Genomic DNA, 14,632 nt, shown 5'->3' on the forward strand with positions numbered 1-14,632 from the left:
ACTATTTTAAATCAATAATTTGTTAAAAAATTGTAAATTTTAAATCTAAAATAATATTACTATGGATTCTTACCCCACCAATGCCAAGCTTAGTTCCTCCACGAGTTCGCCTAAATTTTCCTTAAAAATCGCCTTTGCCCTATAAATCCCGCCCAAGTCCGCGCAAATCTCTTGAATATCCTTAATTTCCGCATAGCCATTTGCGATAATGTATTCTTTGATAAGCTCCAAAAACTTCTCTTGTTCGGAGCTAAATGCAATGCCCTTTTTCTTGCATCGCCCACGCCACAGATTATAACGCGCATTCGCCCCAATCGCAAAATATTGCAACTCTGTATCTATTTTGAGCGCGTAACGCACAAGGGAGATGAGGTTGGTTAGGTTTTTGCTAGGATTCTTACTCACTTTGCCTTTATCACGCAGTTTATACGCATTCCATAAGCTTGGAATATCCATAGAATCCTGTTTGAGCTTATGCGCTAACTCCGCAATCACCTCATAAGTTAGGTGGCGGTTTTTGTAATTTTGCGAGTAGAGAATACTTAGGGCGGCAATTTCATCTCTATGCTGCAAAATAAATTCATTAAATTGCGCGATAAGATTCTGCGCTTTTTGCGTGTCAAACTCTGCACTAAGCACAGAATCTTGCGAGATTTCATCAATATAGATTTTGCTCTTTTTTGCCAACTCTAAAAGCAATTTGCAAAATGTATCGTTTGTGAAAATCTCTAGTGGATTGTGCACTACATTTACACTCTCTAAATATTGTTTGCAAATAAATTTATGATTTGATACAATATGTAAATATTTATTTCAATAGGTAATACGCAAATATGTCAAAAAAGAATCAATCACACAGATTAACAGACCAACACAAAGAATCTCAAGGTGTAATAGGTATTTTTAATGATGAAGCACAAAAACACGATTCTCTTGTCAGTAGAGTATCAAAAGATATAATAGAATGTTTGCAAAAAGAATATCCTCAATTATCCTTTCGTTATAGAAATGTCATCAGTAAAGGAGAGATAAACACTGCATTAAAGAAAATTGACAAAGATTTGGGGCAAACTCTTTTTGTTCCAGAATCAAATATTAAACCAGATGGTGGTTTAATTGAAGTTAAAGATGATAACAATCAGTGGAGAATAGTTTTGGTATCTGAAGCCAAACATCAGGGTAAAGATATTGAAAATATTAAACAAGGAAAACTCGTAGGCAAAAATAACGATCAAGATCTAATGGTTGCAGGAAATGCAATTGAAAGATCGCATAAAAATATATCAGAAATTGCTAATTTTATGCTGAGCGAAGCACATTTTCCTTATGTTTTGTTTCTAGAGGGATCTAATTTTTTAACCGAAAATGTATCAATTAAAAGACCAGATGGGAGAATTATTGCCCTCAAATATAATTCAGGCTCACTCAATAGGCTAGATCGCTTAACTTCTGCAAATTATGGATTACCAATAAATACAAATCTTTGTCGCAATAAATTTGTAAAGTCAAATAATAGAATTATAATGCTTCAAGCAGCTTCCATTTTTACGCAAGGTAATGGCGAGTGTTGGAACAAACAAGAAATGTTTAATATAATGTATGATGTAGCCAAAACTTCGTTACAAATTCTAGCAAGTGATTTGTTTCAACAAATAACCACGACGAATAAAAGCGAATTTTAAATGACAAGAAAAGTTCAGCATATTTTGTTACAACAAGCAAAAATCAATAAAAAAGATGAATTTTATACACAATTTGTGGATATAGCCAACGAATTGAAGCACTATAAGGAACATTTTTACAACAAAATAGTTTTTTGTAATTGTGATGATGCAAGGACAAGTAATTTTTTTAAATATTTTGTTCAAAACTTTAAAAATCTAGGACTAAAAAAAATTATATGTGCAAGTTACAATAAAAATAATCAATGGGGATACTATTACGAATATACTGGTTATGAAAATAAACAACCCACACTTAAAGATCTTACTAAATTTGCGGGAAATGGTGATTTTAGAAGTATAGAAAGCGAGAAATTGTTGCAACAAAGTGATATTGTTGTAACAAACCCCCCTTTCTCTCTGTTTAGAGAATATGTTAATCAACTTGTAAAATTTAAAAAAAAATTCTTAATAATAGGAAATGTCAATGCAATAACTTATAAAGATATTTTTCATTTAATTAAAGAAAATAAAATTTGGTTAGGAGTGAATTTAGGAAGAGGAATATCTGGGTTTATAGTGCCTCCAGAATATGAATTATATGGCACTGAAACAAGAATCAATGAATATGGGGATAGAATTATTTCCCCCAATAATTGCTTATGGCTAACAAATTTGGACAATAAAATAAGACACACAAATATTATTTTAACTAAAAAATATAAAGGCAATGAAATACATTATCCAACCTATGATAACTACAATGGAATTAATGTCAATCAAACAAAAAATATTCCAATGGATTATTATGGAGCAATGGGAGTCCCTATCACCTTTCTACATAAATTCAATCCAAATCAATTTGAAATCATCAAATTCCGAAAAGGAGATGATAATAAAGACTTATCTATAAATGGTAAATGTCCTTATTTTCGCATTCTTATAAAGAGAATTGTTTAAAAACAAAATCCAAAGATGCAAAACTTAGGATTACATTATGTAAATCTGTAAAATAAATCTCACTCGCATTGCTCGTATAAACAAAGGGCAACATACCTTGAAAAGAGGGAATATGCGCAGGAAGAGCATAAGCATAATTTTTAGCTTGGTTTTCCGCCCCACTTAGAGACAAAGAAAATTTTTTCGCCTCTATCACTCCACACGCTCTGCCTTTGACAAAAAGCAAATAATCCGCCCTTGTGCCATTTTCTAGGATAAATTCTCTTATGGCGAGATGAGATTCTGCATTGGGAGTGGAATCCCCTAAAGCGTAATCCTTAAAATCTCTTAACTCAAATCCCGCTAGCGATAAAAGCTTATCAATCTCTTCTCTTGCCTTTTGCTCTGGCTTTAAATCTTGTTCCAAACCTTGTCCTTTTTCTCTTTGCCTCATCGCATTTTACAATAAACTTAAAAGTTATGTGCAAGGAATCGTAACTATTTCTTGGTAAAATACCATTCAAGAAATGCAAGTATAATAAAGCTAAAAGGAGTTCCCATAAAGAATAAGCATTATTTTTTAACAATCTTGTTTGTAGTGGTATTTTTAGCAACTTCTAGCCTTGCAAGTCAAAAGGATACAATGCCAAAACAAGCACATATAAATCCTTATTTAAAATCTTGGAGCGACATAGGGGAATTTTTTGCAAGTGATTATTTCTATGCGCCACTTTCTGGCACATCAAGGCTAAGCAGTGATGAATTTAGTATAAAGATTCTAAAGCACAATAAAAATACTTTACAGCTAGGCTTTCTACTTGAAAAAGCGATAAATGGTGGGGCTAGACTTAGGGAATGGGGGAATGAAGGCTCTTGCTATGAAGACAATGAGAGCAAAGATGGACCCACTGCACTTTTAAAGCCTTTAAGCCCTACACAAGCAGAGATTCTATTCCCCAATTTTCCGCAATGCACCCTTATGGTGCAAAGAGATTCTCAACATTTATATATCAATATAGAGGAGCAAAAGGCAAATAAAGCCTGTGCATTTTTAGAACAAAAATGCAGTTTTGATGTGGGAGAGGAATACTATATCACTGATACATATTATAAGCTTAAAGCCGGATTTGACTGCACAAAGGCGAGAAGCGCAACAGAAAAGAGCATTTGCTATCACCCCTCTCTAGCAAATAATGATAGGATAAACAATACCCTGTATCTTGGTGCAAGAGAATATATAAAAAATCTCGCTTTAGAAGATGAATTTACGCTATACACAGACACAGATGAAAACAATAGAGTGTCTATCAATGAGCTAGATTCAAAGCTTATAAACACCCTGCAACAAGAGCTAGAGACACAAAAATCCCTCCTGCTTAAAAAGCTTTTAAGCACTCAAAGAGAGTATTTGAAAAAGAGAGAATCTTGCAGTGGTAATAGCGAATGTATAGGAAATGTTATGGAGGAAAGATTCAGTGAATTAGGCTTTAATTTCCCAAGAGATGAAATAGAGAATATAAACAAAACATTGCAAAAAGTCTTTATGTCTCAAAAAAAGGATTCATTATGAAAATGCCCCCACTCAATGAGCAAGAACGCGCAGTGCTTTTACATAAAGCCACTGAAGCACCTTTTAGCGGTGCTTATACAGATTGCTTTGAAAATGGAATCTACCTGTGTAGGCAATGTGGCGCACCACTTTATGAATCAAGTGCAAAATTTCCTTCACATTGTGGTTGGGCGAGTTTTGATGATGAGATTCAAGGTGCAATAAAGCGCGTCCCTGATAGTGATGGTGTGCGCACTGAGATTGTCTGCGCTCATTGTGGCGGACATTTAGGACATATCTTTGAAAATGAGGGCTTTACCCCTAAGAATATACGCCATTGTGTAAATTCACTCTCACTTAGTTTTCGTAAAAACTTATAAAATAATAGAATCTAAGGGCGATTTCTCTGCTTAAAATACTTTTTACCCCCCATTCTGTATTTTTGCTTATATCTTATGCTTTAGTTTGTTCTTTGCCGATATATCGCGAATAAATATAAGAGAGGAGCAGAAAAACAATACCCATAAAAATAAAAAGCACAATCTTGGCAATGCCACCAAAAGAGCTTGTATCAAGTAAAAAGACTTTTGAGGTAGCAAGGATAAATAAGAGAAGGGAGTAGATTCTAAAAATCTTTATATGCTTTTTGATGTAGAAGTATAAAAGTATTACTCCACTTAGCACTAAAGTTACCGAATAAGTGTAGTTTTGCAAAGGAAACATAAGCCAAAAATCCCAATTTATTGTGCTATCAGGTATATGTATAAAATCTCCTACAAAATAATATACATAGAATCCATAAGCTACTCCAAAAAGTAGCACTATAAGCCCGAGTGCGAAAATAAGGCTATAATTTACATAAAGGATAGCAGAAATGATGTGCTTATAATCTTTTTTAAACATATAATCTTGTGTTTGAAAATATGTAAATATGCTTTGGAAGTGCCATGCGATAAGAAGGCAACCTATTAATCCAATAAGTAAAAGAGCCATATCATAAAGATTCCAATGAGGGATAAGCATTATAAGCGGATTATACGCAAATATACCAAGAATAACCACATCATAATAAAACTTCACACATAAAAAGCCTACTATAAAAGCATAAGCCTGTTGTGCCTTTATGCTTAATGTGTTAATTGCAGATAAATATTTTCCCATAATAAGTGCCAAAAACCCAATACACAATGTGCTTAGAGGATATGAGATAAGATGATGTCCAAAAAGATGAATAGAGCATAGATCCTGCACAATTAAAATTGCACTTATGCAGCAAATACTCAATAAGATGATATTGACACAGGTGTGAAATGCGTAAGATTTATTTTTTAAAATAAAAAGCAAAATCGCACAAGAGCCAAGAGAGAGTAAAAGAGTGCTAAAATGATAGTGCATAGTTTTTCCAAATAAGGCGGATAATGTAATAAATATATTTGGATTTGGAGAGTAAACGCTTACCGAATCAATATAAAACAATCCCTCTTTTGAGAATACATTTGCTAATATCCCAAGAGCAATAAAAATATATTCAAAATATGCAATATTGCGTTTAAGAATCTGCCCACCTAGATATGCAAGTATCAGCCCACTACTTACCCATATCACAAAAGGCATATTACTTAAATTAAGTGCCCCTATAACACATAAAACACTATAAAGTAGCAAAAGATAATCAAGGCTTTTTGCCTTTGCCCATTCTGTGTTGATATGTTTGTAAATATAGCTATATACAAAAATAATCATCGCAAACCATACGCTATATACATACAATACATCTTTGTTATGTATATCCATCATTATGCTAAATCCACATACAACCATAAATTGCAGCCACAGATAAAGAATCTTATGCTTAAATATGAAGAGATACACAGAGATAAAGCTCATAAATATGATACAAAAGGGCAAAAATGGCGCATTGTCTATTTTAATAAAAAGAGCTACGATTGAGAGAAAAGTCGCTATCAAAGGAGTATGGAGCACAAATGAACTCAGATTTTTTAGCATACAAGGGATAAGCAATGTCAATACACAAAGCACAGCTAAAAAAGCGTATTCTACAAAGGAAAAAGTTATAGCCATATCATCTCGCCCAAAAAGACAGACCACAAAGCATACAGGAGAGAGAATACTAAAGGCGATAAAGCTATTATACACAGGAGATTCTCTAAGGGTATGAAATTTTGCAAGTAAGAGTATATTGCTTAAAAACATACCGACGCAGAGCAAAAATGCTATGAATAAATCACTCTTGCTCATAGTGTAAAATATTATAAAGTGTAAGCTAAAGAGAGCCATAAGGATATTTGCAAGCATTATTAAGTATATAAGTTGAGGCTTAGATTGAGCATATCGTAGCACACAATACATACTTATGATATAAAATATTCCTAAATAGCCAAAGAGAAAAGGTGCGTTATAATATCCACTTGAGAGCAAAATAGGCGTTGCAAAGCCTCCAAGTAATCCAAAAATACCAATAATCACACCAAAACGCACACTTAAGCCCAATCCTATAAGTGCAATGAGACTTAAAGTTATGAGCGTAAAAAAATCGCCAAAAAAGCCATAAATCTTAAAGCCTCCATAAAAACTAAAAAACAACACCACAAGTGAAGAGCCAATGAGTGTTTGGGTAATGGTTTGCAATGTTAGATTTGCCATAGAAAAATGTGAAGTGGAAACATTAGGTTGTGCTTTGGTAATGCGTTTTAGATTATGGAGCGCAAGAGTGTAGATTCGATAAAAAATACTACGATGATGAGCAAAATGTAAAGATATACCGCTTGTAAAAAGTATCGCTCCAAAACATATACATAAACTTATGCGCACAGCAGGTGTGAGCAAATTATGCTCTAAAGAATAGCGGATAAGAAAAAAGGCTGCAAAAATAAAGAAGATTCCTGCTAAAAATACCATCACCCTTTGCGTAAAAAGCCACTCAAAATCAAAAAAATCTTTTTGCTTAAAGGGTTGTGATTGTGTGATTGTAGCTACCTTTGGAGGAGTTTTTATTGCGGGAGTGTCCGTTGCAGTTTTCATTGGAGAAGCTTGTAGTTGCTCTAAGACTTGAGAATCTTGCTGGATTGTGGGCTGCGGACTTGTATTTGTAAAGGCTTTTTTTACTACATTATCCGCCACAGGATTCACAGGATTCAAATGAGTTTGTGAAAATACCTGTGAAGGAGTTGGGGTAGATTCTGTTTTTTGCTCATAATTATACTTAACGAATTGATTTTTAAAAACATCTCTTTTTAGTTCTTTCAAGGTCGATTTAAGGGCAATCATTTGCGTATTGAGTGCGTTTAAATGCTCTTGTAGTTTTTTTGTAGAAAAATACGCTATAAGCCCAGCAATGCTCCCACATAAGACAAAGATACTTATTAAAATGCCTATTACAATGAAATCTATCATTTTTCTTTACCTAGATATTCTTGTCCCAACCCATAAGATTCTGTGCGTGTGATTGAAGTTTTTGCATATAATCTTGTGGCGTGAGCTCTTGGCTCTTTGAAAGTTCATTGATAAAGCGCACAAAGTAGCTTCCCGCAACAATAATATCTACTTTTCCCTCTAGTGCTTTTACTTGCTCATAAGAATTAATGCCAAATCCTAACGCAATAGGTTTTTTACACTTTTTACGCACAAGATTCACATAATCAAACAAAGCTCGATTGAGTTGTGTTTTTTCACCTGTAGTCCCTGCTCTAGCGACAACATACACAATCTCATCACTTATCTTTGCAACCTTTGCTATACGCTTTGTAGAACTTTTAGGTGCGATAAGTGAGATAATTGCAATATGATGTTTTTTACCATATTTACGAAGTTCCTCATCAGATTCTATGGGTAAATCAGGTGTGATAATCCCCCACGCACCACTTTTTTTAGCTTCTTTGATAAATGCTTCAATCCCATAATGAAACATCACATTTGCATAAGTCATCACAATTAAACGCGTATTGCGTTTATTTTGTTTAAGTAGTGAGGAGAGAGTAGAGAGCAAGGCAAACCCGCTAGAAACTTTGAATCCTTGTGCTATACTTTTATCACACGCTTCTTCAATCACAGCTCCATCGGCATTTGGGTCAGAGAATGGAAATTGCACTTCAAGGTAATTTGCTCCCGCATAGCAAATGCCAAGTGCTGCATTCAAGCTAGATTCCATATTAGGATAACCAGCAATGATATGTCCCATAAGTTGTGTTTGCGGTATTTTTTTCTTACTTTTACTCATTTGGCTTCTCCAAAAATAAATCTTTATCCTATCATATTTTGCTTGAAAAGTGCTTGACTTTAAAGTGAAGCTAATGGTTTTTTGCTTACAATTTCAACTATTTTTAAAAAGGAGCATAAATGGCTACAATCTTTACAAAATCAAAGAATGGCTACTTTGGTGAGGAAAAGGGAGATAAACACGCCTTTGGGGGACAATACATTCCAGAAATTCTCCTCCCTGCATTAAAGGAACTTGAAAAGGCATATAGTAATATTTTTAAAAGCAAAGCATATAAAAAAGAATTAAAATTTTTATTTAAAAACTTTGTTGGTCGCCCTACTCCCCTTATTTATGCAGAAAATAGCTCTAAGATTCTCAAAAATGATATTTATTTAAAATTTGAAGGTTTGGCAAATACAGGCGCACATAAAATTAATAACGCTCTAGGACAAGTGCTTTTAGCAAAATATATGGGTAAAAAACGCGTGATAGCAGAAACAGGCGCAGGACAACACGGCTTAGCCACAGCAGCAGCGTGTGCGCGATTAGGGCTAGAGTGTGAGATTTTTATGGGTGAAATCGATATGGCAAGGCAATATCCTAATGTCTTCAATATGGAGCTTTTGGGCGCAAAGGTTCATAGTGTGGGTAGTGGGAGCAAAACACTTAAAGATGCGGTAAATGAAACATTGCGAGAATGGAGCAGACGCAGCGATGATACTTTCTATGTGCTAGGAAGCGCACTTGGACCCTATCCATATCCTGATATTGTGCGTGAATTACAAAGCGTGATAAGCAAAGAAATTAAAAAACAAACAAAAGCTTATTTTAGTGGATTACCCGATATTATGGTAGCGTGTGTGGGTGGTGGAAGCAATGCAATGGGTTTTTTCACACATTATCTCAATGAAAAAAAGGTGCGCTTAATCGCCATAGAAGCAGGTGGCACAGGAGATAATCCCGGAGAAAATGCCAAAAGGATTCATAACCCAAATGCGAGTGCAGGTATCGCACAGGGCTACAAAAGCCTGTTTTTACAAGATAATGATGGGCAGCTTAGTCTCACACATTCTATTTCGGCAGGGCTTGATTATGCGGGAATTGGACCACAATTAGCGCATTTATACGAGATAGGACGCGTAGATTTTAGCTCGGCTACAGATAAAGAAGCACTTGAAGCCTTTAGCTTTTTTAGTAAAAATGAGGGTATTATCCCTGCTTTAGAATCTAGCCACGCCCTTGCTGGAGTATTAGCACTATGCAAAAAGGTAAAAGGCAAAAAAATTATTGTCAATATTTCAGGACGCGGTGATAAAGATATTTTCATCACTACAAAAGCCCTTGCTTCCCAAAAATGGAAAAACTTTCTTCAAGATGAAATTTCACGCATTGGTTAAGACCAAACAAAGACAAAAGGCATAATATAAGAGCTAAGATTCTAAAGCTTAAAATCTTAGCTTTAAGGGGAAAATATGAAATTTAATGCAATTATAGAGCAACTAATCCAAGAAACGCAAACAAATACCGAACAAGGCAAAAAATTTGAAATTTTAATTAAAAAAATCCTGCAAGTTGATTGTTTTTTGCAAAAAGAATTTGATATTAAAGAAGTGTATTTATGGAATGAATTTAGCGATAAATTTCATATAAACCGCCACGATTTTGGCATAGACATAATTCTCATCACAATGCAAGATGAAATTATCGCAGTGCAATGTAAAGCTTTTAAGCCAATGCATACTTTAGTAATTGGGGATTTAAAGGGATTTTTAGGGATTAACACTATTATAGATAATGCAGGAAAAGAATATGCCAAAATTTCACAATCTCTACTTTTTCATACTTGTAAAAAAATAAGCACTGAAGTTGAAATGGCATTAGAACAAAATGCAAACGAGGGTAAGCTTAAGGCAATAGCTTTTGGTTATAATGAGCTTAAAAATTTAGAAATTGACTACCAAAGCCTTGATTTAAATGCCATTGCCACCACGACAAAATCAAAAGATAAAAAATCACTGCGTCCTCATCAAAATGAAGCTTTTAAGGCAATCAAAAAGCATTTTGTAGAGCAAAATAATGAGCGAGGTAAAGTCATTATGGCGTGTGGCACAGGCAAAAGCCTCCTTGCTATCCGCACCATAGATAGTATGGTAGAAAATGGAGAAATTGCTGTATTCCTTACTCCAAGTTTAGCACTTACAAATCAAATGATAAAAGAATTTTTCGCACAATCTGTGAGCAAAGATTACAAAGTTTTTGCAGTATGCTCTGATAGCAAGGTTGGTTCTTCAATTGCTCCAAAAGATAAAAATAAAGATGATGTAAGTGATATTACATCAAATGAGCTCTGTATCCCTGCTACCACATCTCCAATCATTTTGGCTAAAAGCATAAATGCCTTGCTTCATACGCCTTTAGATTCTGCTTTTAAAGCAATGGGGGGGGGGGCATAAACAAACCACATCATTATCATCACAAGATGTAAATACTCCCAAACTCCCAAAAATTATTATTTTCTCTACCTATCAAAGTATAGATGTTGTTATAGAAGCACAAAAACTCTTTAAATCTCAAATTAAACTTATCATTAATGATGAAGCCCATCGCACAGCAGGTGTGCAAAAACTTGATAGTGAGGGCGAAAAAAGAGATATAAGCGTGTGGCAAAGAACTCACGATAATGCTTTGCTTAATGCAAGATTCCGACTTTATCTCACAGCCACTCCTAGAATCTACTCTCCTAAAGCAAAAGAAGGGTTAAGCAAAAAGGCTCAAGGCAAGGATTTAATGCTTTTTTCAATGGACGATGAATCTTTGTTTGGCAAGGAAATTTATAGTCTTAACTTTGGTAAGGCAATAAGTGAGAATCTCTTAAGTGATTTTAGAGTGATTATAAGCTATTGTCGTGAAGAAGTAGTCGCTGAATATTTAGGCAAACTCACCAAAGCTCAAGAAAATTCAAAACTTAGCATAGAATCAGCAGGGAAAATGATTTCTTTTGCGAATGCTTTAAGAAAAATCAATATGAGTTTTGTTGATGAAAGTGGCATACACGAAGCTTTCAAAGAAGATAAAGAGCCAATGAAAAGAGCAGTGTGCTTTCACTCTAGTATTAGAAATTCCAAATTTGCCACAGAGCAGTTTTCTAAAATCAGCGCAACTATCCTGTTAGACCATATAGATGGCACACACAACGCATATCAAAAAGCAGAAAAACTCTCTTGGCTAAGCGAGGAAGAAGAGGGTAAATGCAGAGTGCTAAGCAACGCAAAATGTTTAACAGAGGGTATTGATGTGCCTAATTTAGACGCAGTGTGCTTTTTTGATAAAAGAGATTCTATTGTGGATATAGTCCAAGCAGTAGGACGCACTATTCGTAAGAGTGAGGGCAAAAAGTATGGCTATATTATTTTGCCACTTGTGCTTACCGATGAAGAGATTAAAGATTATAATAAGACTTTAAAGAGTGATAAGTTTAAAATCGTATGGGAGACGCTCAAAGCCCTAAGAAGCCACGATGAAAGACTCATAGATGAGGCGAGAATTGCTGAAGTTGTGTCATTTTTGACAGATTCAAGCGAGATAAAAGAACTCCCCGAAGCGACACTTTTTACACTTGATGAACTCTTTAATGAAATCAAAAATGCTGTGCCTAAAAACTTAGGCGACTTGCAATATTGGGAGCATTATGCTTCAAAAGTTGGGTCAATAATGCACAACCTAATGCTTAGAATCCAAACTCTCAATGCCCAAAATGCTAAAATCAAATCACTTTTTGAGGGATTTTGTAAAGCCTTAAGGGGTAACTTAAATGTAAGCTTTGATACAGATGATGCTATTGCTTTAATAGCTCAGCATATCATCACAAAGCCAATTTTTGAGTGCATTTTTTCAAATCTTAATTTTGCTACATTTGATAAAGTCTCTGCCGAGCTAGAAAAGCTGTATAAAAAATTATTAAACTATGGATTAGGTACTGAAACTAAGGAGCTAGAGAAATTTTATATCAGTGTAAGGAGTAATGCAGAATATGCCAAAAGCGATAAAAGCAAACAAAACCTTATCAAAAATCTCTATGATACACTTTTCAAAGAAGCATTTAAAAAGACACAAGAAAAGTTAGGTATTGTTTATACACCAATACAAGGTGTAGATTTTGTTATCCATTCTGTTGCCTATGCGTTAAAAAAGCATTTTAATAAAAATCTAAGTGATGATAATATCCATATTTGCGACCCTTTCACAGGCACAGGCACATTCATCACGCGCCTCCTCCAAAGTGGCTATTTGGATTCTAATCTAGAATCCAAATATAAAAATGAGCTATGGGCAAATGAGATTACGCTTTTGGGCTATTATATTGCGCAAATTAATATCACCACCACCTACCACGACCGCCTTTTAAAACTTAAATACTTAGATTCTCTAAGTAATAGAGAATCCAGCAGTAGAGATATATTTTCTACTGCTATTACATCAAATAGTAGTGCGATAGCACATACTCCAGAGGCGTTGTCGGGGCGGGGGATTGATAAGGGGGAGGGAGCGACTTCGCCTAATTCAAGCCCCTCCCCCTTATCAGAAAAACACAACAATAACGCTTTCACGCTCTTTGACAATCTCCTATTCACCGATACCTTTAATACTTATACGCCTGATTCTAAGGGATTTAAAGTGCCTTTTACCAAAAGACAAAGTATGCAACTTGAGAGTGAATACTTTGCCAAAAATCTCGCCAAAATCCAAGAATTTAAAAACACAGATTTTAAAATTTTTATCGCTAATCCGCCTTATTCCACAGGACAAAAAAACGCTAATGATAACAATAAAAATACAAGCTATCCATTTTTAGAATCTCGCATAGCAGAGACTTATGTGGCAAAGACAAAAGCCACAAACAAAGGAAGCAATTATGATTCTTACAAAATGGCAATTCGCTATTGCAGTGATAGAATCGGCGATAATGGCGGGATAATCGGGTTTATCACTAATGGCAGCTTTATAGATGGTAATAGTGATAGTGGCTTACGCGCGTGTTTGGAGCAAGAATTTGATTATATTTATATCTTTAATTTAAGGGGGAATGCACGCACACAAGGCGAATTTAGACAAAAAGAGGGAGCAGGGTTTTTTGATTCAGGCTCACGCACTCCTGTGGCAATTACTTTATTAATAAAATGCACAGATTCTGCAAAATCACCCGATAAGAAAGCACAAATTCTTTACTATGATATAGGCGATTATCTAAGCAGAGAGCAAAAGCTTAACATCATTAGTAATTTTAAAAGCATAGAGGGAATAGAAAAGCAAGGTTTATGGCAGAAAATAGAGTCAAATAAAGACTATGATTGGATAAATCAGAGAGATTATGGATTTATGCAATATTTAGATATTAATGAGATTTTTGAATGTAAATCAAAAGGTATTCAAGTAATTTCTTATGATTGGCAATATAATTTTTCAAAAACTTCATTAAAAGAAACTATGAATCAAACTATTGATATTTACAATAATGAGGCAAATAGGTTGCATTGCAAAAATCAAGAGGAATTTGAGATACAAGCTATAAAAGATACAAAACAAATCCGCTGGAATAGCTCTTTATACAGCAAATGTTTTAGAAAAATAAAGGCACAAAAAAGTAGTGAAATAATAGAGATTCAAATAAGACCATTTTCAAAAATAAATTTTTTCAATAATCCTATTTTTATACACAGAAAAGGCAATGAAAAATTTATGCCACAAAATCAAAAAAATATTTTTATTTTTACTACAAATCAAGCAAAAAACTTTAGCTCATTAATAAGTAATTATATAGTCGATATTGAATTTCTTACAAAAGTCCAAGCTTTCCCTCTCTACTACTATGAAAAAATAGAATCTCAAGACACACAAGGAGAACAGAGTGTTATGGATACAGATAATAACACTTTGAGTGAGGCTCATACGATTGATTTTGATGACAATGTAGCCTATTATAAAAGAAAAGACGCGATAAGAGATGAGGCATTAGCAAAATTTCAAGAAGTGTATAGCACATTTTGGGAGCAAAATCCACAATTTGCAAACAAATCCAGCTGTGAGGTATATCCTCACTGCGATAAAATAAAATCACACGATAGTGCTACCTTAAAGGCGTTGTCGGGGTGGGGGATTGATAAGGGGGAGGGAGCGACTTCGCCTAATTCAAGCCCCTCCCCCTTATCAGAAAATACAATAATAAGCAAAGTTATCAAAAAAGCACACTGCGTCTAAATTACCTCC

At 34.5% G+C, this 14,632-nt stretch carries 11 protein-coding genes; 7 read left to right on the forward strand and 4 right to left on the reverse strand.

Features of this window, described 5'->3' with window-relative positions:
• Positions 1 to 69: 69 nt before the first annotated feature.
• Positions 70 to 744 carry a type I restriction-modification enzyme R subunit C-terminal domain-containing protein gene (locus LS65_RS04240; RefSeq protein WP_034361236.1) on the reverse strand — a complete coding sequence of 225 codons (675 nt, stop codon included), beginning with the start codon at positions 742 to 744 and terminating at the stop codon, positions 70 to 72.
• Positions 745 to 833: 89 nt separating this feature from the next.
• Here LS65_RS04240 and LS65_RS04245 point away from each other — a divergent pair, with 89 nt between their 5' ends.
• The gene (locus LS65_RS04245; protein ID WP_034361234.1) at positions 834 to 1,682 is read left to right on the forward strand and encodes an EcoRI family type II restriction endonuclease; all 849 of its coding nucleotides are present in this window, start codon (positions 834 to 836) and stop codon (positions 1,680 to 1,682) included.
• Positions 1,683 to 2,621 (forward strand): adenine-specific methyltransferase EcoRI family protein, encoded by a 939-nt coding sequence (locus tag LS65_RS04250; protein WP_034361232.1) that lies wholly within the window; start codon positions 1,683 to 1,685, stop codon positions 2,619 to 2,621.
• Here LS65_RS04250 and LS65_RS04255 read toward each other — a convergent pair.
• Complete coding sequence (locus tag LS65_RS04255) at positions 2,602 to 3,027, reverse strand: type I restriction endonuclease (protein ID WP_052061030.1); 426 nt, start codon at positions 3,025 to 3,027, stop codon at positions 2,602 to 2,604. The two genes, LS65_RS04250 and LS65_RS04255, sit on opposite strands and share 20 nt — an antisense overlap.
• 216 nt (positions 3,028 to 3,243) lie before the next feature.
• On the opposite strand from LS65_RS04255, the gene LS65_RS04260 reads away from it, so the two are divergent.
• A complete protein-coding gene (locus tag LS65_RS04260; RefSeq protein ID WP_138129767.1) occupies positions 3,244 to 4,170 on the forward strand; it encodes a lysozyme inhibitor LprI family protein in 927 nt (308 codons plus the stop codon).
• A gap of 2 nt (positions 4,171 to 4,172) precedes the next feature.
• Positions 4,173 to 4,529, forward strand: coding sequence for a methionine-R-sulfoxide reductase (locus LS65_RS04265; RefSeq protein WP_034361964.1), 357 nt, complete (start codon positions 4,173 to 4,175; stop codon positions 4,527 to 4,529).
• A gap of 73 nt (positions 4,530 to 4,602) precedes the next feature.
• Here the strand turns inward: LS65_RS04265 and LS65_RS04270 are convergent, their stop codons facing one another.
• Both LS65_RS04270 and trpA read right to left on the reverse strand, forming a co-directional pair.
• Positions 4,603 to 7,563, reverse strand: a complete 2,961-nt coding sequence (locus LS65_RS04270) for a DUF2339 domain-containing protein (RefSeq protein WP_034361229.1) — start codon at positions 7,561 to 7,563, stop codon at positions 4,603 to 4,605.
• A gap of 10 nt (positions 7,564 to 7,573) precedes the next feature.
• On the reverse strand, positions 7,574 to 8,386 hold the full coding sequence (trpA, locus tag LS65_RS04275) for a tryptophan synthase subunit alpha (protein WP_034361227.1): 813 nt from the start codon (positions 8,384 to 8,386) through the stop codon (positions 7,574 to 7,576).
• Positions 8,387 to 8,505: 119 nt separating this feature from the next.
• Here trpA and trpB point away from each other — a divergent pair, with 119 nt between their 5' ends.
• The 3 genes from trpB to LS65_RS10145 all read left to right on the forward strand — a co-directional run bounded on the left by trpB (position 8,506) and on the right by LS65_RS10145 (position 14,623).
• Complete coding sequence (gene trpB / locus LS65_RS04280) at positions 8,506 to 9,765, forward strand: tryptophan synthase subunit beta (RefSeq protein WP_034361225.1); 1,260 nt, start codon at positions 8,506 to 8,508, stop codon at positions 9,763 to 9,765.
• Positions 9,766 to 9,840: 75 nt separating this feature from the next.
• Positions 9,841 to 10,821 (forward strand): restriction endonuclease, encoded by a 981-nt coding sequence (locus tag LS65_RS04285; protein ID WP_034361224.1) that lies wholly within the window; start codon positions 9,841 to 9,843, stop codon positions 10,819 to 10,821.
• A complete protein-coding gene (locus LS65_RS10145; protein ID WP_338323592.1) occupies positions 10,790 to 14,623 on the forward strand; it encodes a type ISP restriction/modification enzyme in 3,834 nt (1,277 codons plus the stop codon). Before LS65_RS04285 ends, LS65_RS10145 begins: the two co-directional genes overlap by 32 nt.
• Positions 14,624 to 14,632 lie beyond the last annotated feature (9 nt).

Origin of the sequence: Helicobacter japonicus, assembly GCF_000762845.2 — a bacterium.
GTDB lineage: Bacteria > Campylobacterota > Campylobacteria > Campylobacterales > Helicobacteraceae > Helicobacter_C > Helicobacter_C japonicus.